This window comes from Rubrivivax rivuli (assembly GCF_004016505.1).
In the GTDB taxonomy this organism is placed as follows: domain Bacteria; phylum Pseudomonadota; class Gammaproteobacteria; order Burkholderiales; family Burkholderiaceae_C; genus Rubrivivax; species Rubrivivax rivuli.
This window is the reverse complement of record NZ_SACR01000001.1, coordinates 772032-794664: the sequence shown is the minus strand read 5'-3', so window position 1 is coordinate 794664 and position 22633 is coordinate 772032. Positions and strand designations below refer to the sequence as shown.

At 71.0% G+C, this 22633-nt stretch carries 26 protein-coding genes; 4 read left to right on the top strand and 22 right to left on the bottom strand.

Annotated elements, in window-relative coordinates; all coding sequences use genetic code 11:
- Positions 1–10: 10 nt before the first annotated feature.
- From EOE66_RS03460 to EOE66_RS03430, 7 genes are read right to left on the bottom strand one after another with little or no spacing between them, the layout of a single operon-like run.
- Positions 11–1204 (bottom strand): FAD-binding domain-containing protein, encoded by a 1194-nt coding sequence (locus tag EOE66_RS03460; RefSeq protein WP_128227262.1) that lies wholly within the window; start codon positions 1202–1204, stop codon positions 11–13.
- The gene (locus EOE66_RS03455; RefSeq protein WP_128227261.1) at positions 1201–2736 is read right to left on the bottom strand and encodes a cryptochrome/photolyase family protein; all 1536 of its coding nucleotides are present in this window, start codon (positions 2734–2736) and stop codon (positions 1201–1203) included. Before EOE66_RS03455 ends, EOE66_RS03460 begins: the two co-directional genes overlap by 4 nt.
- Positions 2733–2897 carry a DUF2256 domain-containing protein gene (locus EOE66_RS03450; RefSeq protein ID WP_128227260.1) on the bottom strand — a complete coding sequence of 55 codons (165 nt, stop codon included), beginning with the start codon at positions 2895–2897 and terminating at the stop codon, positions 2733–2735. The genes EOE66_RS03455 and EOE66_RS03450 overlap by 4 nt, the downstream gene beginning before the upstream one ends.
- A 10-nt stretch (positions 2898–2907) precedes the next feature.
- On the bottom strand, positions 2908–4419 hold the full coding sequence (locus EOE66_RS03445) for an FAD-binding domain-containing protein (RefSeq protein WP_375137451.1): 1512 nt from the start codon (positions 4417–4419) through the stop codon (positions 2908–2910).
- 54 nt (positions 4420–4473) lie between these two features.
- Positions 4474–5328 (bottom strand): M90 family metallopeptidase, encoded by an 855-nt coding sequence (locus EOE66_RS03440; protein WP_128227259.1) that lies wholly within the window; start codon positions 5326–5328, stop codon positions 4474–4476.
- A gap of 58 nt (positions 5329–5386) precedes the next feature.
- A complete protein-coding gene (locus tag EOE66_RS03435) occupies positions 5387–5926 on the bottom strand; it encodes a GNAT family N-acetyltransferase (protein WP_245478877.1) in 540 nt (179 codons plus the stop codon).
- A complete protein-coding gene (locus tag EOE66_RS03430) occupies positions 5926–6396 on the bottom strand; it encodes an OsmC family protein (RefSeq protein WP_128227258.1) in 471 nt (156 codons plus the stop codon). Before EOE66_RS03430 ends, EOE66_RS03435 begins: the two co-directional genes overlap by 1 nt.
- A 58-nt stretch (positions 6397–6454) precedes the next feature.
- On the opposite strand from EOE66_RS03430, the gene EOE66_RS03425 reads away from it, so the two are divergent.
- Positions 6455–7102: a glutathione S-transferase family protein gene (locus tag EOE66_RS03425; RefSeq protein WP_128227257.1), complete on the top strand. Its 648-nt coding sequence runs from the start codon at positions 6455–6457 to the stop codon at positions 7100–7102.
- A gap of 18 nt (positions 7103–7120) precedes the next feature.
- On the opposite strand, the gene EOE66_RS03420 is transcribed toward EOE66_RS03425, so the two are convergent.
- From EOE66_RS03420 to EOE66_RS03370, 11 genes are all read right to left on the bottom strand, one after another.
- Positions 7121–7498, bottom strand: a complete 378-nt coding sequence (locus EOE66_RS03420; RefSeq protein ID WP_128227256.1) for a DnaJ family domain-containing protein — start codon at positions 7496–7498, stop codon at positions 7121–7123.
- Complete coding sequence (locus tag EOE66_RS03415) at positions 7495–8847, bottom strand: tetratricopeptide repeat protein (RefSeq protein WP_128227255.1); 1353 nt, start codon at positions 8845–8847, stop codon at positions 7495–7497. The genes EOE66_RS03420 and EOE66_RS03415 overlap by 4 nt, the downstream gene beginning before the upstream one ends.
- A gap of 53 nt (positions 8848–8900) precedes the next feature.
- Positions 8901–9377 (bottom strand): nuclear transport factor 2 family protein, encoded by a 477-nt coding sequence (locus EOE66_RS03410; protein WP_128227254.1) that lies wholly within the window; start codon positions 9375–9377, stop codon positions 8901–8903.
- Positions 9378–9428: 51 nt separating this feature from the next.
- Positions 9429–10223, bottom strand: a complete 795-nt coding sequence (locus EOE66_RS03405) for an ATP-binding cassette domain-containing protein (RefSeq protein ID WP_128227253.1) — start codon at positions 10221–10223, stop codon at positions 9429–9431.
- Positions 10220–11218 (bottom strand): ABC transporter ATP-binding protein, encoded by a 999-nt coding sequence (locus EOE66_RS03400; RefSeq protein ID WP_128227252.1) that lies wholly within the window; start codon positions 11216–11218, stop codon positions 10220–10222. The genes EOE66_RS03405 and EOE66_RS03400 overlap by 4 nt, the downstream gene beginning before the upstream one ends.
- A gap of 19 nt (positions 11219–11237) precedes the next feature.
- Complete coding sequence (locus tag EOE66_RS03395; RefSeq protein ID WP_128227251.1) at positions 11238–11753, bottom strand: class IV adenylate cyclase; 516 nt, start codon at positions 11751–11753, stop codon at positions 11238–11240.
- A 13-nt stretch (positions 11754–11766) separates the two neighbouring features.
- Complete coding sequence (locus EOE66_RS03390) at positions 11767–12423, bottom strand: DsbA family oxidoreductase (protein ID WP_128227250.1); 657 nt, start codon at positions 12421–12423, stop codon at positions 11767–11769.
- A gap of 23 nt (positions 12424–12446) precedes the next feature.
- Positions 12447–13319: an ABC transporter permease gene (locus EOE66_RS03385; RefSeq protein WP_128227249.1), complete on the bottom strand. Its 873-nt coding sequence runs from the start codon at positions 13317–13319 to the stop codon at positions 12447–12449.
- Positions 13316–14278: an ABC transporter permease gene (locus EOE66_RS03380; RefSeq protein ID WP_128227248.1), complete on the bottom strand. Its 963-nt coding sequence runs from the start codon at positions 14276–14278 to the stop codon at positions 13316–13318. Before EOE66_RS03380 ends, EOE66_RS03385 begins: the two co-directional genes overlap by 4 nt.
- A gap of 230 nt (positions 14279–14508) precedes the next feature.
- Entirely contained in the window at positions 14509–15516 is a 1008-nt protein-coding gene (locus EOE66_RS03375) for a porin (protein WP_128227247.1), read from the bottom strand.
- A 231-nt stretch (positions 15517–15747) separates the two neighbouring features.
- On the bottom strand, positions 15748–16173 hold the full coding sequence (locus EOE66_RS03370; protein ID WP_128227246.1) for an Lrp/AsnC family transcriptional regulator: 426 nt from the start codon (positions 16171–16173) through the stop codon (positions 15748–15750).
- A 131-nt stretch (positions 16174–16304) separates the two neighbouring features.
- Here EOE66_RS03370 and ocd point away from each other — a divergent pair, with 131 nt between their 5' ends.
- Positions 16305–17348 (top strand): ornithine cyclodeaminase, encoded by a 1044-nt coding sequence (gene ocd / locus EOE66_RS03365; protein WP_128227245.1) that lies wholly within the window; start codon positions 16305–16307, stop codon positions 17346–17348.
- Positions 17349–17378: 30 nt separating this feature from the next.
- Here the strand turns inward: ocd and EOE66_RS03360 are convergent, their stop codons facing one another.
- Positions 17379–17636, bottom strand: coding sequence for a hypothetical protein (locus EOE66_RS03360; protein WP_128227244.1), 258 nt, complete (start codon positions 17634–17636; stop codon positions 17379–17381).
- A 125-nt stretch (positions 17637–17761) separates the two neighbouring features.
- Here EOE66_RS03360 and EOE66_RS03355 point away from each other — a divergent pair, with 125 nt between their 5' ends.
- Positions 17762–18709: a LysR family transcriptional regulator gene (locus EOE66_RS03355; protein WP_205702628.1), complete on the top strand. Its 948-nt coding sequence runs from the start codon at positions 17762–17764 to the stop codon at positions 18707–18709.
- A gap of 12 nt (positions 18710–18721) precedes the next feature.
- Here EOE66_RS03355 and EOE66_RS03350 read toward each other — a convergent pair whose 3' ends face one another.
- Complete coding sequence (locus EOE66_RS03350) at positions 18722–19921, bottom strand: amino acid aminotransferase (RefSeq protein ID WP_128227242.1); 1200 nt, start codon at positions 19919–19921, stop codon at positions 18722–18724.
- 19 nt (positions 19922–19940) lie between these two features.
- On the bottom strand, positions 19941–20429 hold the full coding sequence (locus EOE66_RS03345) for a glutathione peroxidase (protein WP_128227241.1): 489 nt from the start codon (positions 20427–20429) through the stop codon (positions 19941–19943).
- Between the two features lie 149 nt (positions 20430–20578).
- On the opposite strand from EOE66_RS03345, the gene EOE66_RS03340 reads away from it, so the two are divergent.
- Positions 20579–21739, top strand: a complete 1161-nt coding sequence (locus EOE66_RS03340; RefSeq protein WP_128227240.1) for a response regulator — start codon at positions 20579–20581, stop codon at positions 21737–21739.
- Positions 21740–21746: 7 nt separating this feature from the next.
- Here the strand turns inward: EOE66_RS03340 and EOE66_RS03335 are convergent, their stop codons facing one another.
- Entirely contained in the window at positions 21747–22631 is an 885-nt protein-coding gene (locus EOE66_RS03335) for an EamA family transporter (RefSeq protein ID WP_128227239.1), read from the bottom strand.
- Positions 22632–22633 lie beyond the last annotated feature (2 nt).

The window sequence follows — 22633 nt, the reverse complement described above, 5'->3', positions numbered from 1 at the left end:
CACGGCCGAATCAATCCACCGCCAATTCGGCCGCCTGTCGCAAGCCCCGTGTGGCCGCGCTGAAGAATTTGGAGAACGAACCCGCTCGTGACTTGGGGGCCTGGAACAGGCGTGGCACATCACGCCAAGGCAGGCTCTTCCACGCGCGGCCGAGATGGGCGCTGTGCGTGCCGCTGCAGGTGGCGGCGGCCTGCAAGGCGGGCAGCAGCTCGGCCGCTTCACCCCACCAGCGCTGCGCTGGCGCCAAGGCCTGCAGCCGCGTGCCCACGAACTGCCAGCGCCGTGCGCTCCAAGGCCAGCGGCGGTGGAAGGCGGCGTCGAACACGGCCACGCCGGGCTGGCCGGCCTGCGCGGGCCCGGGGTCTGCCAGGTCCCAGGCATGCAACACGCGCACGGCCTGCCCTTGCACCGCCGCGGCCGCGGGCGCACCGAACCCGGCGTGCAGCGCTGAGGGTGGCGTGGCGAACAAGGGCGGCTCGGCCACCGGCACACCACGTCCGCCCGGCACGGCGCGGGGGCTGCGGGCCAGGCGGTCGAGGCTGTCGTAATCGGTATCGACGACGCTGCTGCGGCTGTGCCAAGGCGCCGGCGCATAACGCTCGACATTCTCGGCATTGAAAAGATAGGGTTTGTGGCTGCCGGTGCCGGCCACCCATTGCCAACTGAGGTGGTTGCTGGCGAGATCGCCATCCAGCAAATGACCGTAGAGCCAATCGGCGCCCGCGCGCCAATGCACCTTGCGCAGGTGCACCACGTAAGAGGCCAACCACATGCGCGCGTGGTTGTGCAGGTAACCGGTGGCGTAAAGCGTGCGCACCGCTTGGTCGATCACAGGCACGCCGGTGGCGCCCTCGCGGATATCGCGTGGCAATTCACGCGCATAAGCCGCATCGGGCAACACGCCTTCGTGCAGCGATTCGAAGATGCCTTCGCCCTCGTGCGCCCAGACATGGTGGAAATACTCGCGCCACGCGAATTCATAAACCAGCTTGTGGTCCACCGGCAAAGGCCCGCGCTGCAGCACGCCCGCCAGCGCTTGCGGCAAGGTGATGAAGCCGTGCGTGAGGTAAGGCGACAGGCGCGTGACATCGCCATCCAGTGCGTTGCGCGTGCGCGCGTAGGCCGCCGGCCGCACGTCGGCCACACGCGCACGCGCCGCGGCGGTGCTGGGCTCGAATTCGTCGCGTTCGAAAAGGTCGTTCATGCCGCATCCCATTGCCCGGCGCGCACAGCGCTGGCACGGCGGCGGATGGCCTCGCGTTCGGGCTCGGCCAGGCGCGCGACGTTCTTCACCTGCAGCGCCATGCGCGGGTGGCCGGCGAAACGTGCTTCGTGCTGCATCAGGAAGTCCCAGTAGAGCGTGGTGTAGGGGCAGGCCTGCGGCCCGGTGCGCACCGCAGGCTTGAAGCGGCAGCCGCGGCAGTGGTCGCTCATGCGTTCGATGTACTTGCCGGTGGCGGCGTAGGGTTTGCTGGCCATCAGGCCGCCATCGGCGTACTGGCTCATGCCCAGGGTGTTGGGCAGCTCCACCCACTCCACCGCGTCGACATACACGCTCAGGTACCAGGCGTGCACCTGCTTTGGATCCACGCCATGCAGCAGCAGGTACAGGCCCGTGACCATCAGGCGCTGGATGTGGTGCGCGTAGCCGTGCTGCAGCGTCTGCTGAACAGCGTCACGCAGGCAGCGCATCGGCACATCGCCGGTCCAGAACCAGGCCGGCAGGTCTTGCGTGGCACCCAGTTCGTTGAGTTCCAGGTAGCCCGGCATCTGCTGCCAGTAGATGCCGCGCACGTACTCGCGCCAGCCCAGCACCTGGCGGATGAAACCTTCGGCCGCGGCAATCGGCACGCGGCCGGCACGCCAGGCAGCCTCGGCGGCCTCGATGACCTCGCGCGGGTGCAGCAGCTTGAGGTTCAGCCCCACCGAGATGTGCGAGTGGTAGAGCCAGGGCTGGCCTTCCCACATCGCGTCCTGCCAGCGGCCGAAATCGGGCAGGCGCTCTTCGATGAAGGCGTGCAAGCCGCGCAGCGCTTCGGCGCGCTTGACGGGCCAGCCGAACTCGGCCACCGAACCCGGGTGCATGGCGTAGCGCTCTTGCACCAGCGCCAGCACCTGCTGCGTGATGGCATCGGGCGCGGTGCGCACCGGCGGCGGCACGAAGCCGGGGCCCTGGGGGCCGAAACCTTCGCGGTTCTCGGCGTCGTAATTCCATTCGCCGCCGGCGGGCTGGTCGCCGTCCATCAGCACGCGGTGGCGGCGGCGCATCTCGCGGTAGAAGTACTCCATGCGCAGCTGCTTGCGGCCGCGTGCGTGGGCCGCGAACTCGGCTCGGCTGCAGAGGAAGTGACGGTCTTGCAACTCGCGCAGCGGCACACCAGCGGCGGCGCACGCCGCCTGCAGCGCCTGCTGCACACGCCACTCGCCGGGCTCGGTCATCAGCACGGCCTGCACGCGGGTGGTGGCCAGCGTCTGCGCCAGCGCTTCGGCCAGCGAGCCTGGATGCTGCTCGGTGTAATTCACCGGCCAGCCTTCATCGCGCAGCGCCTGCGCAAAGTGGCGCATGGCCGACAAGAACACCGCCAGCCGCTGCTGGCTGCACCAGACGTGCGTGGCTTCTTCGGCGGCTTCGCACATCCAAACGGCGTCTAACGCGGGGTCGAAGCCGTCGAGGGCCGCAGCCTGACGGTCGAGCTGGTCGCCCAGCACCACGACGAGGTGGCGCAAATTCTTCATGGGGTGGCTTTCTTGCGTTGTCGGCAGGCGTCGGAGCAGTAGCGCACCTCGTCCCAGTTCCTGGCCCAAGCCTTGCGCCAGCTCATGGGCCGGCCGCAGACGAGACAGGGCTTGCTTGGCAAGGCGGCCTTGTTGCCCTTGAAGCCCGGTTCTCGTTTCATCGCGCGGCTTTCAGAAGAGTTCGCCTTGCGGGCTGGGGGCTGCCGGGGTCTTGCTGCGCCCCGTGCTGCGTTTCATGCCCGAAGGCGGCAGACCGGCCTTGCGCGAGCCGTGGCGCTGCTGCACGGCATCGGCCTCGGCACGGGCTTCGGGCTTGGCACGCTGGCCGTACATCAGCTCTTTCGTGGCCTTCAGCGCGGACTTCTCGTCGACGATGGGCGCAGGGTAGTCAGGAGTGCCGAACTCGGGCACCCAGCGTCGCACGAACTCGCCCTGCGGGTCCTGGTCTTGCGCCTGCTTGCTGGGCGAGTAGATGCGCAGCGTGTTGATGCCCGTGGTGCCGCTTTGCATCTGCATCTGGCTCCAGTGGATGCCGGGCTCGAAATCGAGGAACTGCCGCGCGAGAAACAGCCCCGGCTCGCGCCAGTGCAGGCCCAGGTGGTAGGCCGCAAAACTCACCAGCATCGCGCGCATGCGGAAGTTCAACCAGCCGGTGGCACACAGGCTGCGCATGCAGGCGTCCACCATCGGAAAGCCCGTGCGGCCTTCGCACCAGGCCTGCAGGCGCGCGGCGTGCACCTCGTCCATGGGCACGCCATCGCCCGGGCGCAGCCCGTCGTAGGCGCGCGCGAAGTTGCGGAACTCGATCTCGGGCTCGTCTTCCAGCTTCTGCATGAAGTGGCAGTGCCAGCGCAGGCGGCCGGCAAAACCGTGCAGCGCGTAGGCCAGCGTGCGGTCGGGCGTGCTGGCCATCGCGCCCTCGGTGGCCTGGTGCACCTGGCGCATCGACACCGTGCCGAAGGCCAGGTGCGGGCTGAGCCGGCTGCAGCCGCTTTCGGCCGTGAGCGGGCTGCTGAGCGCGCGGCGGTAGTCGCGCCCGCGGCCGGTGATGAAGCTCAACAGCGTGGCGCGCGCGGCTCTTTCGCCGGCGGGCTGCAGCGTTTGCGTGAGCGGGCCAGCGCCCAGGCGGGCCAGCGTGGGCAGGTCGGGCTGGTCGGCCAGCGCCGCGCCGGCAAAACCGGCCGCAGTGTGGAACTGCGTGGGCGCCGGCAACAGCGGCGCGTCCATGCGCTGCGCCCAGCGGCCGGCCCAGCCTTCGCGGCTGCGCAGCCGGCGCACCACGCCAGTCTGCGGGAACTCCTGCCAGGCCACGCCCGCCGCGCGGCACCAGCGGCCGACCGCGATGTCGCGCTGGTAGCTCCAGCCGGTGCCGGTTTCTTCGTGGCTCAGCAGGTGCTGGAAAGGCCACTCGGCGTGCAGTTGCTGCAGCACCGCGGGCACCTCGCCCACCCGCACCAGCAGCGGCAGGCCGCGCGCGGCGAGTTCACGCCGCAGCTCGGCCAGGCACTGCAGCGTGAAGTGCAGATGACTCGGGCTGAACTCGGGGCTCTGCAGCCAGGCCGGCTCGATGACGAACAGCGCCGCGGCCGCACGCGCACCCTGCGCCGCGTGCAGCGGCGCGTGGTCGTGCAGGCGCAGGTCGCGCTTCAGCCAGACGAGGGCGCTGTTCATGTCGGAGGGCATGGCGGCGCATTCTGGTGGCGCCCGCCGCGCGCTGCCGGCGCGGCCGCACTTGCCCTACCAAGCCAACGGGTCGGTGCGGTAGAGCCGGGCGAACTCGGCATACAGCGCCGGGTGCTCGGCCGCCAGCGCGCGCGGCTGCTCGAAGAAGTGCTCGCTGACCACGGCGAAGAACTCGGCCGGGTTGGTGGCGGCGTAGGGGTCGATCACGCCCACCAGGCCTTGACCCAGGCGCCAGCGCAAGGCGTCGAACTCGCGCTGCAGCACGGCGGCCCAGCGCGCATAGCCCTCGCGCCGGCCCAGCCAGGGCGCGCCGTTGGCGTGGCCGCGTTCCTGGTCGAGCTGGTGCGCGAATTCGTGGATGACGACGTTGTGGCCGTCGTCGGGGTGGGCGGCGCCGGCCAGCACATCGTCCCAGCTCAGCAGCACCTGGCCCTGCTGCCACGATTCACCGGCCAGCGCACGCCGGGTTTCGTGGGTGAGGCCGCCCTCGCCGGGCTCGGCACGCTGCACGATGAAGGCGCCCGGGTACAGCAGCACCTGGCGCAGGTTGGGGAAGTAGCCCGCACCGCGGTTGAGCAGCAGCAGCGCCGCCTGTGCCGCCACCAGCACCCGCATCTCGTCGGTCACCACCAGGCCGGCGCAGCCGATGAAGGGCTTTTCGGCCAGCAGCACCTGCACGTGCTTCTTCAGCTGCATCTGCAGGGGCGGCGGCAGGCGTGCATAGGCCGGCATGCGCCGGCGCAGCACCTCGCGCCAGGCGCCGGGGAAGGGTTGGCGGCGGATGCGCGCCCGCCGCCAGGTGCGCCACAGGGCCGGCCCGGCCAGCCAGGCCAGCACCACGGCCGCCAGCCCCGCAAAGAAGAGCGCTGCCGAGAGGGCCGGCCCGAGCCAGGAGAGAAAGTCATCCACCCGGCCATCTGGGCGCAGGCCGTCGGGCTTTCAAGCCCCGGGCCCGCAGACCCGGGGGTCAGCCGCCCTGGCGCCCGGCCACGGGTGCGGCTGCCGGATGCAGGTAACGCAGCGCGCTCGCACCCATGAAATCGATGGGGCCGGTGTTCACCGCACCCAGGGTCTCGGCCAGCTTGATCGAGCGGGCGTTTTCCGGGCGGATCAGGCTGATGAGTTCGCCCACGCCGAGCGCATCGCGGCTGAAACTGCGCGCGGCCAGCGCCGCCTCACGCGCGTAGCCCTGGCCCCAGGCATCGCGCGCCAGCAGCCAGCTCAGCTCCATGCCTGGCCACCCTTCGGGGTGCAGCACGCCCACGCTGCCGATGAGGCGGCGCTCGGCACGCAGTTCCACGGCCCACACGCCATACCCACGCATCGCCCACTGGCCGAGGTAGAGCGCCAGGTGGCGCCAGGCGACGTCACGGCCCACCGGGCCGCCGGCGCCGATGTGCTGCATCACCTCGGCATCGGCACAGACGGCGGCCCAGGTGTCGAGGTCGTGGGCGGTGAAGCCGCGCAGGCGCAGGCGCGGTGTGCTCAGGGTCGGCACGCTGGGCATCACGCGGCCTCCTGCGGCACCACGCGCACCTCGGTCTTCACCGAGTTGGCGATGAAGCAGCGCTCGTGCGCGGCGTGGTGCAGCGCGGCCACGGCGGCGGCACCGGGCACCGGCGATGCGAAGGCCACACGCGGGCGCAGCGTCACCTGGGTCATGGCCAGGCGCTGCTCGGCGTCGCGTGCCAGCACGCCCTCGGCAGCGTCTTCGTACTGCTCGACGACGTGCCCCTGGCCCGCGGCCAGACTCAGGAACCACAGCATGTGGCAGCTGGAGAGCGAGGCGACGAACATCTCTTCGGGGTCGACGGCGCTGGCGTCGGAGTAGGGCAGCGGCACCGAGGTGGGCGCCGACGAGGCGGCCAGCACCGCGCCGCCGTCGAACTGCAGCGTGTGGCGGCGGCTGTAGCGCTGGTCGGTGAAGGCCTCGCCGGCCGTGCGCTGCCAGCGCAAATGAGCGGTGTGGGTAGACATGCAGGGGTCGATAGCATCAACAGCTTCGCATGCTGCCACGGCCCTGGCGTCCGCACCCATGATCACCCTGCACCACTACCCCAGCAATGCCAGCTTCGCACCGCACGTGCTGCTGCGCGAGATCGGCACGCCCTTCCAGCTGCAGCTGGTGGACCGCGACCAGAACGCGCACAAGAGCGCGGCCTACCTGCGGCTCAACCCCAACGGGCTGATCCCGGTGCTGGTGGACGGCGATCTCGTGCTTTACGAGACCGCCGCCATCCTGCTGCACCTGGCCGACACCCACCCCGCCGCCGGCCTGGCGCCGGCCCTGGGCAGTGCCGAGCGCGGGCACTTCTACAAGTGGATGTTCTGGGCCAGCAACACGCTGCAGTCCCTGCTGATGCACTACTACCCCGAGCGCATGGTGGCCGAAGGCAATGCCGCCGGCGCCGCCGAGGTGAAAGCCGCGGCCGAAGCTCGCGTGGGGCCTTGCCTGGCACAGATCGACGCGCACCTGGCCGCTGCAGGCGGGCCGTGGTTCATGGGTGCGGGCTACAGCGCGCTGGACCCCTTCGTCTTCATGCTGTGCCGCTGGACACGCGGCTTTGCCAGCCGGCCGGCGCGTGACTACCCCAACATCGGCCCCTACCTGCAGCGCATGCTGGCGCGGCCGGCGGTGCAGGCGGCCATCGCGGAAGAGAAGCTGCCGCAGCCCTGGGTCTGAGCGACCCAGCCGCTGCGCCTACAGGCTGCCGGTGGTGCGCAGCCGCTCCAGGCGCAGTTGCAAGGCCAGGCGCAGTTCGCCGGCTTCACGGCGCAGTGCAGCGGCCTGCGTGGCATCGGTAGCGGCCGCGGCCCGGGCTTCCAGCGCGGCGATGCGCTGCATCGTCTCCACCTCGGGCGGCACCACGCCGGCGTCCTTCAACACCTTCATGGGCATGCGCAGCTCGGCGGGTGTTTCGTCGTAGCCGTCGCCGAAGTTCAGCGGCTTGCCGTAGCTCGGCGCGGCCTGCAGCTCGCCGCTGCGCTGGCTGTCGGCCAGGGCGCGGCCGATGTCGTCTTCCAGCAGCCTGAGGCGCTGCTCGCGCTCTTCGGCGGTCTCGCGGCGGGGCGTGTTCATGCCTGGGCGGCCTCCGGCAAGGCCAGCTTCTCCAGCCAGTGCCGCGTGAGCGGCGTCACGGGCTTGGCCATGCAGCGTTCGTTGACCAGCGCGCGGCCGAGCGCGCGGCGCTGGCCCAGGGCGGCCGCCGCGAGCAGGGTCTGGTCGATGAGGTCGCGTTGCGCGTGGCTGCCGCCAAAACGCTGCGCGCCGCTGCGCACGGGGTAGATCAGGTCGACAGCTTCATCGGCATCGCCACGCGAGAAAGCCAGCAGGCCGCGCATCAGCGGCAGGCCCACTTCACGCGCCATCAGGTGGTTGGTGCGGCGCGCATCCTCGGCGCCCAGCGCCCGTTCGGCGCAGCGTGCCACCCAGCCCTCGGCCTGGCCGTGGGCGCCGGCGGCCACCATCGTGGCCACGGCGTGCACGTCGTTGAAGGCGTAGTCGCCGGCGCAGCCTTCGCCCAAGGCCCAGTCCGCCAGCACACCGGCGGCGTGCGCGCTGACGTCTTCCCCGAGCAGGTGCAGGCGCCACAGCAGCGCCGCGGCGTCCACGCGCTGCAGCGTGATCTGCAATGCGTCGCCGCTGAGGTGCGCGTCCACCAGGCGCAGCACGCCCTTGATGTCCAGCGCCTCCAGGCGGAAAAGGCTCTTGTGCCACCACAGGTGGCCGGCAAAGCCATTGCCCTCGGCCCACTGCGCCTGGTGCTGGCGCAGCCAGGCCGAGCCTTCCTCGAAGCGGCCCTGCATCTCCATCACGTGCGCCACCGCGTGCACGGCCCACGGCACCCGCGGGTTGCTCGCCAGCGCGCGGCGGCCGGCTTCTTCGGCCTGCGGGTAGAGGTTGTTCTCTTCCAGACCGAAGGCGTGCAGCGCCAGCACGTGGGCGTAGAGCGGGTCGGCTTCGTCCCAGGCCGGCAGCACCCGCGCCGGGCGCGCGCGCAGGCCGTGGGCATCACCGCGGTAGAAATCCCAGAGCTGCACCCACTGCAGCGCCAGCGCGTCGCGCGGGTGTTCGATCAGCAGTTCGTCCCACACGCGGCAGGCGGCGTGCCAGCGGCCTTCCAGCACCAGCTGCACGGCCTGCAGGTGGGCGCGCTCGCGCGGCGTGGCGTGGCGGGCCAGTGCGCGGGCGTGCGAAAGGTGGGCGTCGGCCTCGCGCGCGAGCGTGGGCTCGGTCAGGCTCAGCAGGAAGCCGGCCTTCATCACGTGCGGCAGGGCCCAGGCGGGGTCGGCCGCCATGGCCGCGTCCAGGTCGGCCAGCGGCGTGTCGTAGAAGGACATCAAACGCCACAGCGCCTGCTCGGCCGCCTCACGGGCGGGCAGGCTCGAGCTGCTGCAGGGGTTGCCGCGCGCGTCGGGGTGGGCCATGGCGCGAATGTAGCGCGCTGGTGTGACGGGGCCGGCGGCGGGCGGGCCGCCGCTCAGCGCGGCCCGGCCATGAAGCGCGCCAGGTTCTGCGCCGCGGTGGCGCGCACCTTCTTGCGCAGCATGGGCGTCCAGCCCAGCAGCAGCCCCGGCGTGCCCAGGGCCTGGCGCGACCAGGCCCAGAAGTCGAAACGGTCGCGGTGGCGCGTGATGCGGCCCTGCGCGTCGAACTCGAAAACCGCATCGATGCGGTTGATGACCGACCGGCCCGTGGCCGAGAAGAGGTAGTGCGCTTCCCAGTGCGCGCTGCGGTCGGTGACCTGGCTCACCGCCAGCTTCCAGTGCGCGCGACTCTCGGGTTTGGACTTCGTGGCGGCGCACAGCATGCGCCACATGCCGCCGATCTGATCGGCGCCCTGCAGCGAAAAGGCCTCGTCGTCGAAACGCGCGTCGGGCGCGTAGCAGGCCTGCATGGCCTCGCCGTCGAGTTGCGCAAAGGCGGCGTAGAAGCGTTCGATGGTGGCGCGGCTCATGCAAGCTCCGGGCAGGGCAAGGCCGACATTGTCAGCGCTCGCGGCGAGGGCTCAGCCGCCGCCGCCGGCCGCCGCGATCAAGCGCCGCGTGTAGGCCTGCTGCGGTGCGTTGAAGACCTCCGCAGTCGGCCCCTGCTCCACCACGCGGCCTTCGTGCAGCACCAGCACCTCGTGGCACACATGGTCCACCACCGCCAGGTCGTGGCTGATGAAGAGGTAGCTGAGGCCGTGGCGCTGCTGCAGGTCTTGCAGCAGGTTCAGCACTTGGGCCTGCACGCTGACATCGAGCGCGCTGACGGGCTCGTCGGCCACGATGAGCCGCGGCCGCGTGATCAAGGCGCGGGCGATGGCGATGCGCTGGCGCTGGCCGCCGCTGAACTCGTGCGGGTAGCGCTGCAGATCGGCCGGGCCCAGGCCCACTTCGGCCAGCGCTTCGGCGGCGCGCTCGCGCTGCTCGGCCGCGCTGGCGCGGTGCAGCACCGCCAGGGGTTCGGCCACGGTCTGCAGCACCGTGCGGCGCGGGTCCAGCGAGCCGTGCGGGTCTTGAAAGACCATCTGGAACTTCGCTCGCGTGGCGCGCAAGGCGGCGGGCGAGAGTTGCTGCAGGTCCTGGCCCTCCAGCCACACGCGGCCGGCGCTGGGGCGCTCCAGCGCCATCACCAGACGCGCCAGCGTGCTCTTGCCCGAGCCCGATTCGCCCACCACGCCCAGGCTGCGGCCCGGGGCCAGCGTGAAGCTCACGTCGTGCAGCGCCTGCACCACCGGCGCGGCGGCCCAGGGCCGCGCCCGCGGCAGCGTGTAGCGGCGCGAGAGGCCCTCGGCGCGCAGCAGGGCACCGCCGCTCATGCGACGCCCACCCGCACACACGCGGCCTGCCAGCCTGCCGCGTCCGCGCTCACGCCGCGCAGCATGGGCGGGGCGCTGCGGCAGACCGGCTCCGCGTGCGCACAACGCGGCGCGAAGGCGCAACCCGCCGGCATCTCGTGCAACGCCGGCACGCGGCCCGGGATGGTGGCCAGCGGTGCCACAACGCCCGCGCTGCCGCGACGTGAATGCCCCGCGCCCAGGCGCGGCCGCGCCGCCAGCAGGCCTTGGGTGTAGGGGTGCGCCGGGTTCGCGAGCACCTGCGCCGTGTCGCCCTGCTCGACAAAACGCCCGGCGTACATCACCGCCAGGCGCTGCACGCTGCGCGCCATCAGCGCCAGGTCGTGGCTGATGAGCAGCAGCGCCATGCCGTCTTCCTGCACCAGGCGCATCAGCAGTTGCAGCACCTCGTGCTGCAGCGTGGCGTCGAGCGCGGTGGTGGGCTCATCGGCCACCAGCAAGGCCGGGCCGCAGGCCAGCGCGATGGCGATCACCACGCGCTGGCGCTGGCCGCCGCTGAGCTGGTGCGGGTAGGCGTCGAGCCGCTGCGCGGCCTGCGGCAGCTGCACGCGTTCCAAGAGCGCCAGCGCACGCGCACGCGCCTCGGCGGCCGACAAGCCCAGGTGCAGGCGCAGCGGCTCGGCCACCTGGTGGCCGATGGTGTGCAGCGGGTTCAGCGCCGTCATCGGCTCTTGGAAGACCATTGCGATGCGCCGGCCGCGCAGGCGGCACCACGCGGGCTCATCGATCTGTGCGAGGTCTTGCCCATCGAAGTGCAACGCGCCTTGCAAATGCGCGCCTTCGGGCAGCAGGCCCATCAGCGCCAGCGCCGTGAGGCTCTTGCCGCAGCCCGATTCGCCGATCAGCCCCAGCGTCTGCCCGCGTTCCAGCGTGAAGCTCAAACCGCGCAGCGCCGCCACCGGGCCCTGGGCCGAGGGCAGCGTGAGCCGCAGGTCTTGGACGTCGAGCAGGGGCACGGGCTTCCGACGCTGTTGATCAGGCCGCAGCAGCCAGCAGGTCGAGGTAGGCGCCAGCGAGGCGTTCGGCCTGCGCCAGGCCCAGCTGCTGCATCAGCGCCTCGGCAATCGCCTGGCCCTCGGCATCGCTCTGGCTGTCTTGCAGCACCACTTCGAGCTCCATGAAGTCGCCCAGGCTTTCGACGCGGTCGATGTGGATGCGCGTGGCGCCCACCAGGCACAGCCAGCGCTGCTTGCGCACGCGGCCCTGCAGGCCGCAGGCGCGCGCCAGCGCCTCGCGCAAGCCCGCGGGGTCGGGCACGGGCACGCGCACGTAGTCGCTGGCCTTGGCCTCCACGCTGTCGGCGCGGTGGTAGTGGATGAGCTCGGCGCTGCCGTCCTCGAACTGGCGCAGCTTCAGCCGGCCCTGGGGCACGGTGAAAAAGCTGTCGTCCTGCACGATCAGCACCGCCGGTGTGCCGGCCAGCGCCTCGGCGCGCAGGCGCAGGGCCTCCACGCTGTCGATGCGGGCCTTGATCTCGATGTTGCGGGGCATGGGTCGCCGGGCCTCAGGCCTGGCCCGCGGCGATCTGCCGCAAGGCCTGCTCGAAGACTTCCGGCGGCTGCCCGCCCGAGATCAGGTGCTGGCGGTTGATGACGATGGCCGGCACCGATCGGATGCCGGCCTGCTGCCAGGCGTGCTCGGCCGCGCGCACCTCTTCCGCAAAGCGGCCGCTTTGCAGCACCTCGGCCGCGGCGGTGGTGTCCAGGCCCGCCTTGGCGGCCATCTCCAGCAGCACGGCGGCATCGCCCGGGTTGCGGTTCTCGCCGTGGTAGACCTGCAGCAGTGCGTGTTTCAGCGCGCGCTGCGCACCTGCGGGCTGGCCGGGCTCGGCCGCCCAGTGCAGCAGGCGGTGGGCGTCGAAGGTGTTCCAGACGCGCGCCCGGTCGCCGAAGCTGAAGCCCACCGCGGCGCCGCGCGCGCGGATGTTGGCGCGGTTCTGCGCGAGTTGCTCGTCGCTGAGGCCGTACTTGGCCTTCAGGTGCTCGGCAGCGTCTTCGCCTTCGGGGCCGAGCTGCGGGTTCAGCTCGAAGGGCTGGAAGTGCAGCGTGGCCTGCACCTCGGGCGCCAGGCGCTGCAGCGCCACTTCCAGCGCGTTCAGGCCCACGGCGCACCAGGGGCAGGCGATGTCGGAAACGAAGTCGATCTGGACAGGGGTGCTCATGGGGGCTTTCGCACAGATGGGGCTCAGCGCTGGCGGCTGAGCCGGGGGTCGAGCAGGTCGCGCAGGCCGTCACCCATCAGGTTCAGACCCAGCACGCTCAGCATGATGGCCGCCCCTGGCCACACGGCCAGCAGCGGGGCTTCGAACATCAAGGTCTGCGCATCGTTGAGCATGCGCCCCCAGCTGGGCTGCGGCGGTTGCGTGCCCAGGCCCAGGTAGCTGAGCGCGGCCTCGGCCAGGATGGCGGTGGCAAACGAGATGGTGGCCTGCACGATCAGCGGGCTGGCGATGTTGGGCAGCACGTGCGCGCGTGTGATGCCCCAGGGCCCGAGCCCGGCCACGCGCGCCGCGGTGACGTACTCGCGCGCCCACACGGCCACCGCCGCACCGCGCGCGATGCGCGCGAACACCGGGATGTTGAAGATGCCGATGGCCACGACGCTGGTCACCAGCCCCGGGCCGTGGATGGCCGAGAGCAGGATGGCCGACAGCAGCGCCGGGAAGGCGAAGGTGAAGTCGGCCGCGCGCATCAGCACACCGTCGATCCAGCCGCGGCCCTGCGCACGCTGCGCCGCGGCCAGGCAGCCCAGCGCCACGCCCAGGCCCATGCCGATGCCCACGGCGATCAAGCCCACCGCGATGCTGCTCTGCGCGCCCACCAGCAACTGGCTCAGCACGTCGCGGCCGAGCGCGTCGGTGCCCAGCCAGTATGTGGCGCTGGGGCCCTGCAGCTTGTGCGGGATGTTCAAGGCGGTGGGCGGCCAGGGCGTCCACACCAGCGAGAGCGCGGCTGCGCCCACCATCAAAGCGGTGAGCAGGGCGCCGAGCAGGAAGCTGGGGTGGCGCCAGGCGCGCGCCAGCGGGCCGGCGCCGGCACTTTGCTGTGAAGCCTTCATGCCGCGTTCTGCCGCAGCCGCGGGTCGACCCAGGCGTAGAGCAGGTCCACCAGCAGGTTCACCACCACCACCACGGCCACCAGCAGCATCACCACGTCGCGCACGACGATGAGGTCGCGGTTGCTCACGGCCTGGAAGACCAGGCGGCCGATGCCCGGCAGCACGAAGACGTTCTCCACCACGATGGTGCCGGTGATGAGGTTGGCGAACTGCAGGCCGGCCACCGTCAGCACCGGAATCATCGCGTTGCGCAGGCCGTGGCGCAGAAGGGCCTGGCGGCGGCTCAGGCCCTTGGCGCGCGCGGTGCGCATGTGGTCGTCGCGCAGCACGTCGAGCAGGGCCGAGCGGGTCACGCGGGCCAGGATGGCCGCCTGCACCAGGGCCAGGCTCAGCGCCGGCAGCAGCAGGGCCCGCAGCGCAGGACCCGGGCCGCCGCCCTCGTCGGCGGACCAGCCCGGAAAGCCGCCTGCGCCCACCCACTGCAGGTGCACGGCAAAGAGCAGGATCAGCAGGATGGCGAACCAGAAATTCGGGATGGCGATGCCCAGCTGGCTGAGCGCCATCACACCCACGTCGCCCAGCTTGTGATGGCGCGCGGCGGCGTACAGGCCCAGGCCGAGCGCCAGCACGGTGGTCAGCAGCATCGCCATCACGGCCAGCGGCAGCGTGACGCGCAGGCGCTCGGCCAGCAAGTCGGCGGTGGGGGTGCCGTAGCCGATGCTCAGCGCGGTGTCGCCCTGCAGCAGGCCGCCCACCCAGGCGGCGTAGCGTTGCAGCGCGGGCTGGTCCAGGCCCAGCTGGGCCTGCAGCGCGGCCACGGCTTCGGGCGTGGAGGTGTCGCCCAGGATCACTTCGGCGGCGTTGCCCGGCAAGAGCTCGAGCACGGCGAAGACCAGCACCGAGGCCACGGCCAGCGTCACGCAGAACGCGCCGAGGCGCTGGATCAGGTACCAGAACATGGGGCGCGATGATGCCCGAGGGACGGCGTCAGGCCGTGCTTGTGGAGGCCATCGGCAGCGGCGCGCCGAAGGGGCACGAAAAGACGCGGGGCTGGGCCGCATCAGCGGCCGGCAGACACCCGCGTGGCCACCACCCCGGGGCCAAAAAAAGGGAGGGCGCCACCGTCGCGAGACCGCGGCGCCCTGGTCTTCAGCAGCCCGCCCCGGGCGGGGCAGGCAGACTCAGACGGTCAGAACGAGTGGCGGATGCCGAACTCGTAACCCGACGAACCGTCACCCGAGCGCAGGGTCGAGCCCGTGGCCACGGTCAGCGCGGTGTTGCTGTTGTCGATCTTCGAGTACGTGGTGTACAGCGCGGTGCGGCGCGACAGGTCGTACTGGGCGCCCAGCGAGAACTGCTTGGCTTCGCGGTTGCTGATGCTGCCGCCACCGTCGGCCTTGTGGAACGAAGCACGCAGCGTGGTCGCGCCCAGCGGCACCGAGGCGCCGATCAGCAGGTTCTTCTGGTCGGCAGCGCCCACGTCGGTGGTGCTGTACATGCCGAAGAGCTTGACGGCCTTGAGGTCGTAGGTGGCGCCGAAGGTGATCAGCTTGGCGTCGATGCTGGGCGTAACTTGCGTCTCGCCATAAGAGAACACGGCCAACAGATCGCCCGCACGGTAGCCGACACGGCCACCGATGTACTTGTTGCCCACGGCACCTTCGCCGGCGGCCACGAACGCGGTACCGAAGAAGCCGGTGCCGGTGGGGCTGTCGTAGGAGATGCTGTTGCTGGAGCGAGAGAACGAGCTGTAGGCGCCGCCTGTGGGCACCGAGAAGAGCTGGTGCAGGCGGCCCGAAGCGGCCATGCCGGTGTCACCGAAGACGTCGAGCTGTTCCCAGGTCAGGCCGGTGGGGTTCTTCTGGCGGCCGAAACGCACTTCACCGAAACCGCCTTGCAGGCCGATGGTGGAGCGGCGCTGCCAGGTCTGGCCGGTGGCGTTGCCGTCGTCGGCGTTGATGGCGCCTTCGATCCAGAAGTTGGCCTTCAGGCCGCCACCGAGGTCTTCGGTGCCGCGGAAGCCGAGGCGGCTGCTGTTCAGGCCGCTGCCGGCCAGTTGGTACTGGCTGGCACCGTTGTCCACCGAGCGCGCGGCCAGGTCGATGACACCGAACACGGTGACGGACGATTGCGCCATGGCCGAGCCGGCCAGGCTCAGCAGGGCCGCTGCGGCCAGGGTGGTCGTGGTCTTGTTCATGGGGTTCCTATCGGAATGTCGCCGGGCAAACGGCCCGGCAGGTTGGCAAAGAAGTCCGGAGCGGCGCCCCGGCACAGAGCCTGAGACTAGGGAACTCGTGTGGCGTTCCCATGACAGCGTTGTTTTTGCATCAACGCTCTCTTCGCGTTCTGCGAAGAATCAGCCCTCCCGCCGGGCCATGGGTCTGGCGGGGGGCGGATGATGCCAGGGAAAACCCGGCCTCTCGTGGCGTCAGGACAACTTGTAGGTCTGCAGGTGGATGCTGGTCTCGGTGCCGGCGATGCCCTTGATCAGCCGCACACGCTCCAGCACGGCAGCCAGTTCCACGAGGTTGGGTGCACGCAGACCGGCCAGCAAGTCCCAGCGGCCGTTGGTGTCGTGCAAGCTGGCCACACCAGGTTCACCCAACAAGTGAGCGATGACTTCACGGGTCTGGTTGCCCTCGACGGTGATGCTCATCCAGGCCGTGATGAGGTTGGGTTCGGTGTCTGGCCGCAAGCGCACGGTGTAGCCGGTGATGACGCCGGCGTCTTCCAGGCGCTGCATGCGGTTGGTGACCGTGCCGCGCGACACGCCCAAACGGGCAGCCAGGGTGGCCACGCTGGCGCGGGCGTCTTGCCGCAGCAGGGCGATGAGTTGCTGGTCGGTGGAATCCATCCAGCCATTTGACAGCGAACACTGTCAGAACGCCAGAAGTCTGTCGGATTCGAGACAATCTTGTCGCTTCTGTTTGTCATGCAGGCCCCGAACAATGCTGCATCTGCCTCAAACAGCCCCGGAGCCCTGCCATGACCACCCTGCTCAGCACCGCCGACATCGCCCACATCGTGGCCGCCCACGGCCTGCCCGAGGTGCTGCGTCGGATGGTCGAAGGCCTGGAAGCCGGTTTCCGCCGCTGGCAGGACTTCGACAAGGTGGCCCGCGTGGCCAGCCATTCGGCCGAAGGCGTGATCGAACTGATGCCGGTCGCCGATGCCGAGCACTACAGTTTCAAGTACGTGAATGGTCATCCGAACAACGGCCGCTTGGGCCTGCCCACCGTGATGGCATTCGGCGTGCTGGCCGAGGTGGCCACGGGCCGGCCGCTGCTGCTGAGCGAGCTCACGCTTACCACCGCGATGCGCACCGCCGCCACCTCCGTGATGGCCGCCCAGCTGCTGGCCCGCCCTGGCGCCCGCACCATGGCGCTGGTGGGCAACGGCGCGCAAAGCGAGTTCCAGGCGCTGGCCTTCCACCACTTGATGGGCATCTCCACGCTGCGCCTCTTCGACACCGACCCGGCGGCCACGGCACGCCTGCAGCGCCATTTGCGCGCGGTGCCGGGCCTGAAGACGGTGGCCTGCGCCAGCACGGCCGAGGCCCTGCAAGGGGCCGACATCGTCACCACCGTCACGGCCGACAAGCGCCGTGCCACCATCGTCACGCCCGACATGCTGGCGCCGGGCATGCACCTGAACGCGGTGGGCGGCGATTGCCCGGGCAAGACCGAACTGCATCCGGGCGTGCTGGAGGCAGCGCGCGTGTTCGTGGAATTCGAGCCGCAGAGCCGCATCGAGGGCGATGTGCAGCAGATGCCGGCGGACTTTCCGGTCACCGAACTCTGGCAGGTGCTGCTGGGCCAGGCGCCCGGCCGCCAGGCCGAGGGCGACATCACCGTCTTCGATTCGGTGGGCTTCGCGCTGGAAGACTTCGAAGCGCTGCGCCTGATGCGCACGCTGGCGGCCGAACTCGGCCTGGGCCGGCCCATCGACCTGGTGCCCGCCCTGGACGACCCGAAGGATCTCTACGGCGAACTGCTGCGGCTGCAGCCCGCCGGGCTGCGCGCGGCCTGAGGCACGGGGCCCCGGCCGCGCGGGGCGTCTTTACTCGGCGCGCTCGTGGCGGTCGGCGGCGGCCAGCAGGTCGCTGGTGAAACGCGGGTCGTGGCGCGCGAAGCGGGCGGCGTACAGGCGCAGTTCGGCGGCTTCGGCCAGGCGCGTGGCCTGCAGACGGCGCTCGGCGCGGGCTCGGCTCTGCGCTTCCAGCCAACGCACGAAACCGACGGCCAGGGCGGCGGCGAGCTTGGCGCCGCGCGGTGCGGCCACCTTGATGGGCGACTGGACGGTGATGGTGCTGCTCATGGCTTGCTTCCGTGAAGGCCCCGGGGTGTGGGGCGATGGTCGAGAGATTAGGGTTACCACCAATGCCTTGCAAGTGAATAATCCTCATGGCCGATATTCATTCGGCTCATGAGGCAAGCATGGCGCTGAACTTCCGCACCCTCGACCTGAACCTGCTGCGGGTGCTGGACGCCGTGATGAGCGAAGGCAGCCTCACACGCGCCGCGCAGACGCTGGCGATGACGCAGCCGGCCGTGAGCCACGCGCTCAAGCGCCTGCACGATGCGGTGGGCGAAGAGCTCTTCGTGCGCAGCGCCCACGGCATGAAACCCACGCCGCTGGCGCTGAGCCTGTGGCCACAGGTGCGCGACGCGCTGGGCACGCTGCGCCAGGCCCTGGCGCCCGACAGCTTCGACCCGCGCAGCGACGCCGTGCAGCTGCGCATCGCGATGGCCGACGCCACGGCGGCCTTGCTGGCGCCCGGGCTGGTGGCGCGCATCGAGCAAAGCCAGGCGCTGGTGAACCTGCGCGTGCTGCCGCTGACCACGCGCGACCCGCGCAAGCTGCTGGAAGGTGGCGAGGCCGATCTGGCCGTGGGCTTCTTCCCGGAGGCCGTGGCCGAGATCGTGGCCCAGGGCCACGACACCGCGCTGCGCCGCGCGCGCCTCTACGACACGCGCTACGTCTGCGTGATGCGCCGCGGCCACCCGCTGGCTGACGCGCCGCTCACGGTGGACAGCTTCTGCGCCGCGCACCACCTGCTGGTGAGCTTTTCGGGCCGCGCCTTCGGCTATGTCGATCTGGCACTGCAGGGCCTGGGGCGCACGCGGCGCGTGGTGCTCACCGTCAACCAGTTCTTCACCGCAGGCCGCGTGGTGGCGCAGAGCGACCTGCTGACGGTGCTGCCCGAAGGTTTTGTCGAAGCCACCGGCGGCGGGCCGGAACTGGTGACGCGCGAGCTGCCGCTGACACTCAGCCCGGTGACGGTGGAGATGCTCTGGCACCTGCGCCACGACACCACGCCCGCGCACCGCTGGCTGCGCGAGCAGGTGCGCGGCGCTGCGGCCGACCGCCGCCCGGCCCCCGCAGCCTGAAGGCCGCCGGCCTCAGCCGATGACGGCCGCCACCGCGCTGGCCGTGCGCTCCACGTTGCCGGTGTTGAGCCCTGCCACGCACATGCGGCCGCTGCGCACCAGGTAGACGCCGAACTCCTCACGCAGGCGGTCCACCTGCGCCGCGCTCAGGCCGGTGTAGCTGAACATGCCGCGCTGGGTGAGGACGTAGCCGAAGTCGCGCCCCGGCTTCTTGGCCGACAGCACGCCGTGCAGGCTGCGCCGCATGGTGGCGATGCGCTCGCGCATGGCGGCCACCTCGGCTTCCCAGCTGGCGCGCAGCGCCGGTTCGCCCAGCACCCGGCTGACGATGCCGGCCGCGTGCAGCGCCGGGCTGCTGTAGTTGCGCCGCACGGTGGCCTTGAGCTGGCCGAGCACGAGTTCGGCCTCGGCCGCACTGGGGCACACCACGCTCAGGGCGCCGGCACGCTCGCCGTACACGCTCATGCTCTTGCTGAAGCTGTTGGCGACGAAGAAGCTCAGGCCCTCGCTGGCCAGCAGGCGCACGGCGTAGGCGTCTTCCTCGATGCCGTCGCCGTAGCCCTGGTAGGCCAGGTCGAGGTAGGCGATGAGTTCACGCTCACGCAGCACAGGCACCAGCGCCTGCCACTGCGCGGGCGTGAGGTCCACACCGGTGGGGTTGTGGCAGCAGGCGTGCAGCAGCACCAGGCTGCGCGCGGGCAGCGTGCGCAAGGTGGCCAGCATGGCCTCGAAGGCCAGGCCCCCGGTGGCCGGTTCGTAGTAGGGGTAGGTGTTCACCGTGATGCCGGCGCCCTCGAACATCGCGCGGTGGTTGTCCCAGGTGGGGTCGCTCACCCACAGCGCGCTGCCGGGCAGCCAGCGCTTGATGAAATCGGCGCCCACACGCAGGCCGCCGCTGCTGCCCACGGTCTGCAGCGTGGCCACGCGGCCGCTGCGCAGCACTTCGTGGTCAGCGCCGAAGAGCAACTGCTGCACCGCGCTGCGCGCCGCGGCCGAACCCTCGATGGGCAGGTAGGGCTTGGGGCCGCTCTCGGCCAGCATCTGCGCCTCGGCCTGCTTCACGCTCTGCAGCACGGGGATGCGGCCGGCGTCGTCGAAGTAGATGCCGATGGAGAGGTTGACCTTGTCGCTGCGCGGGTCCTTCTGGAAGGCCTCGTTGAGGCTCAGGATGGGGTCGCCGGCGTAGGGCTCGAGGTGGCTGAAGAAGCTCATGGGTCGGGTTGCTCGGGGCTCAGGCCGCCAGGGCCTTCTCGATGTCGGCGCGCAGCGCCTCGGGGGTGTCGGTGGGGGCGTAGCGCTGGATGACCTGGCCGTCGCAGCCCACCAGGAACTTGGTGAAGTTCCACTTGATGGCCTGCGATCCCAGCAGCCCGGGCTTCTCCCCCTTGAGCCACTGCCACAGCGGGTGCGCGCTGCTGCCGTTGACCTGGGTCTTGGCCATCATCGGGAAGCTCACGCCGTAGTTCATCTCGCAGAAAGACGCGATCTGCGCGTCGCTGCCCGGGTCCTGGCCGCCGAACTCGTTGCTCGGGAAACCCACCACCACGAGGCCGCGCGGGCCGTAGTCCTTCCAGAGTTTCTCCAGCCCGGCGAACTGCGGCGTGAAGCCGCAGGCGCTGGCGGTGTTGACGATCAGCACCACCTGGCCTTTGTGGCGCGAGAACTGCGCCGGCTGGCCCTGGATGGTGACGGCATCGAAGTCGTAGAGGCTGGTGGCCATGGTGCGGACGCGGCAGGCGCGGCAGGGCTGGAGCGGGGCGTGATGTTATCGCCCGGCTTGCCCCGGCCCGGGGGTTTGACAGCGTGCACACGGGCCTCCACCATCCGCCGCCTGCCCCGGACCGCGGGGCCCCATGCTGTTCCACCGACATGCCGCACCGCGTCGCATTCCTGGGCTTTGGCGATTTCGAGCGCAAGGCGCTGGCTTCGTATTTCCGCCTGGCCCACAACCGCACACCCGCCTACGAGCAGGTGGGCACGCTCACCGACGCCGATTTCCTGGTGGCCGATGCCGACCACGCGCCTTCGGTGGCGCTGGTGGAGGCCATCGAACGCCTGGGCGAAACCGTGTTCATCGGCACGCAAGCACCAGAGAACGCACGCTCGTGGCTGGCCCGCCCCATCGACGCGCTGCATGTCATGCGTGCGCTCGACGCCCTGGTGGCCCAGGCCCTGGCGCAGCGCGCAGCGCGCGACGACTTCGCAGGGCCTTCCACCACCATCATCCAGCTCGCGCGCCACCGCCGCAGCCACCCCGAGGCCCGCGATGCCAGCCCGCTGCTGGGCGACCTGCCCTTCAGCGCGCCCATGCCGCCGCCCCTGGAAGACCTGCTGCTGCACGCCGAGCCGCTGCCCGTGGATGCCGCCCCTGGCCACAGCCTGCTGCTGCCGGCCGACCCCTCACTGCAACCCGAGCCCGACCTGCCCGCGCACGAACCGCCGCTGCCGATGACGGCCCCGCCCAACCCCGGGGCCGAGGCCGAATGGCTGCCGCCTCCGCCGCCGCAGCCCTCGCCGGCACCACCGGCCGCCGTGGTGCTGCAGCCCGCGCCACCCCGACCGCCCAAACCGCCGAAAGCGCCCAAGGTGGCACGCGGGCCGCAGATGCCGCCCACGCCGCGCGTGCTGCTGGTGGACGACAGCGCCATCGCGCTGCGCTTCATGGAAACCCGCCTCGCGCGCTGGCAGCTGCAGATCGACCACGCCAGCACCAGCCAGGCGGCCGCTGCGCTGCTGGCCCAGCACAGCTACGAGGTGGTGTTTCTCGATGTGGAGCTGGGCGAGGCCAGCGAACTGGACGGCCACACCCTGTGCCAGCGCATCAAGCACACGCCGGCGCTGATGAGCACCATGGTCATCATCGTCTCGGCCCACCACAGCGAGCTCGACCGCGTGCGCGCTGCACTGGCGGGCTGCGACGCCTTCCTGGCCAAGCCGCTGGACCTGCCCGAACTGCAACGCCTGCTCGACCGCCAGGGCCTGCCGCTGGCCCAGCCCAGCGCGGCCGACGCCGGTGCGGCACAGACCTGAACCCGGTTCATTCTTTTCCGGCGAGCAAGGCCGCGGCCACGATCAGGCCGCCCCCCAGCGCGAGGGCCGGCGTCACCGTGCCGGCACCCAGCAGCACCGCCGAGCCGCTGGCGAACAGCACCTCGGTGATCATCACCACCGCCGTCACGTTGGCGGGCAAGCGCGAAGCGCCGTACTGCAGCGCCAGGTTGCTGGCAAGAAAGGCCAGGGCCAGGGCCAGCGCGCCCAGCGCCCAGCCCGGCGCCACGGGCGGCAACGCGGGCACGCTGCCCTGCACCATCAAGGCCGTGGCCAGCACCGCCGAGACCACCGATCCCCCGAGGAACATCGCCAGGGCCCGCGCCGCCTCGGGCTGGTGGGCCTCGCGCCGCAGCATCACATTGTTCAGCGCGAAGGTGAAGCCGCCCAGAACGCCCAGCCACTCGGGCAGCGTGCGGGGCAGGGGCAGGCCCCCGCCCTCAGGCCAGAGGACGATCACCGCGCCCAGCAGCGCCAGGGCCACGCGGGCCAAGGCCTGGGCTGTCAAGGCCTCCTGCAGCAGCAGGCGCGCCAGCAGCACGGCCCACAGCGGCATCAGGTAGAAAAGAAGGACGACGCGCACCACGTCTCCCACCGTCACGCCCCAGTTGAAAGCCGCATTGGTGGTGCCCGAGGCCAGCACCAGCACCCACAGCGTGCGCGCGCGCCAGAGCTGGCCCCAGGCCTGCGGCCGCCACAGGCTGATGAAGACCACCGCCACGGCGTAGACCAGCACCGTGGCCCACAGCGGGTGCAGGCCGCGGGCCTGCAGTTCGCGGAACGGCCACCACGAGACACCCCAGACGAAGGCGTTGAAGGTGAGGGCCAGCGCCGGCAGGGCGCGCGTGAGCGCGCTGGAGGTGGCGGGTGGCATGC

Excerpts from the sequence above, each read along its gene's own strand:
- EOE66_RS03420 (WP_128227256.1), bottom strand. The coding sequence starts at position 7,498 with ATGAACACGCCCCGCCGCGAGACCGCCGAAGAGCGCGAGCAGCGCCTC.
- EOE66_RS03350 (WP_128227242.1), bottom strand. The coding sequence starts at position 19,921 with ATGAGCTTCTTCAGCCACCTCGAGCCCTACGCCGGCGACCCCATCCTG.
- EOE66_RS03415 (WP_128227255.1), bottom strand. The coding sequence starts at position 8,847 with ATGGCCCACCCCGACGCGCGCGGCAACCCCTGCAGCAGCTCGAGCCTG.
- EOE66_RS03425 (WP_128227257.1), top strand. The coding sequence starts at position 6,455 with ATGATCACCCTGCACCACTACCCCAGCAATGCCAGCTTCGCACCGCAC.
- EOE66_RS03360 (WP_128227244.1), bottom strand. The coding sequence starts at position 17,636 with ATGAGCAGCACCATCACCGTCCAGTCGCCCATCAAGGTGGCCGCACCG.
- EOE66_RS03445 (WP_375137451.1), bottom strand. The coding sequence starts at position 4,419 with ATGCCCTCCGACATGAACAGCGCCCTCGTCTGGCTGAAGCGCGACCTG.
- EOE66_RS03395 (WP_128227251.1), bottom strand. The coding sequence starts at position 11,753 with ATGCCCCGCAACATCGAGATCAAGGCCCGCATCGACAGCGTGGAGGCC.
- EOE66_RS03340 (WP_128227240.1), top strand. The coding sequence starts at position 20,579 with ATGCCGCACCGCGTCGCATTCCTGGGCTTTGGCGATTTCGAGCGCAAG.
- EOE66_RS03435 (WP_245478877.1), bottom strand. The coding sequence starts at position 5,926 with ATGCCCAGCGTGCCGACCCTGAGCACACCGCGCCTGCGCCTGCGCGGC.
- EOE66_RS03335 (WP_128227239.1), bottom strand. The coding sequence starts at position 22,631 with ATGCCACCCGCCACCTCCAGCGCGCTCACGCGCGCCCTGCCGGCGCTG.
- EOE66_RS03410 (WP_128227254.1), bottom strand. The coding sequence starts at position 9,377 with ATGAGCCGCGCCACCATCGAACGCTTCTACGCCGCCTTTGCGCAACTC.
- EOE66_RS03380 (WP_128227248.1), bottom strand. The coding sequence starts at position 14,278 with ATGTTCTGGTACCTGATCCAGCGCCTCGGCGCGTTCTGCGTGACGCTG.
- EOE66_RS03390 (WP_128227250.1), bottom strand. The coding sequence starts at position 12,423 with ATGAGCACCCCTGTCCAGATCGACTTCGTTTCCGACATCGCCTGCCCC.
- EOE66_RS03405 (WP_128227253.1), bottom strand. The coding sequence starts at position 10,223 with ATGAGCGGCGGTGCCCTGCTGCGCGCCGAGGGCCTCTCGCGCCGCTAC.
- EOE66_RS03345 (WP_128227241.1), bottom strand. The coding sequence starts at position 20,429 with ATGGCCACCAGCCTCTACGACTTCGATGCCGTCACCATCCAGGGCCAG.
- EOE66_RS03385 (WP_128227249.1), bottom strand. The coding sequence starts at position 13,319 with ATGAAGGCTTCACAGCAAAGTGCCGGCGCCGGCCCGCTGGCGCGCGCC.
- EOE66_RS03375 (WP_128227247.1), bottom strand. The coding sequence starts at position 15,516 with ATGAACAAGACCACGACCACCCTGGCCGCAGCGGCCCTGCTGAGCCTG.
- EOE66_RS03370 (WP_128227246.1), bottom strand. The coding sequence starts at position 16,173 with ATGGATTCCACCGACCAGCAACTCATCGCCCTGCTGCGGCAAGACGCC.
- EOE66_RS03430 (WP_128227258.1), bottom strand. The coding sequence starts at position 6,396 with ATGTCTACCCACACCGCTCATTTGCGCTGGCAGCGCACGGCCGGCGAG.
- EOE66_RS03455 (WP_128227261.1), bottom strand. The coding sequence starts at position 2,736 with ATGAAGAATTTGCGCCACCTCGTCGTGGTGCTGGGCGACCAGCTCGAC.
- EOE66_RS03460 (WP_128227262.1), bottom strand. The coding sequence starts at position 1,204 with ATGAACGACCTTTTCGAACGCGACGAATTCGAGCCCAGCACCGCCGCG.
- ocd (WP_128227245.1), top strand. The coding sequence starts at position 16,305 with ATGACCACCCTGCTCAGCACCGCCGACATCGCCCACATCGTGGCCGCC.
- EOE66_RS03450 (WP_128227260.1), bottom strand. The coding sequence starts at position 2,897 with ATGAAACGAGAACCGGGCTTCAAGGGCAACAAGGCCGCCTTGCCAAGC.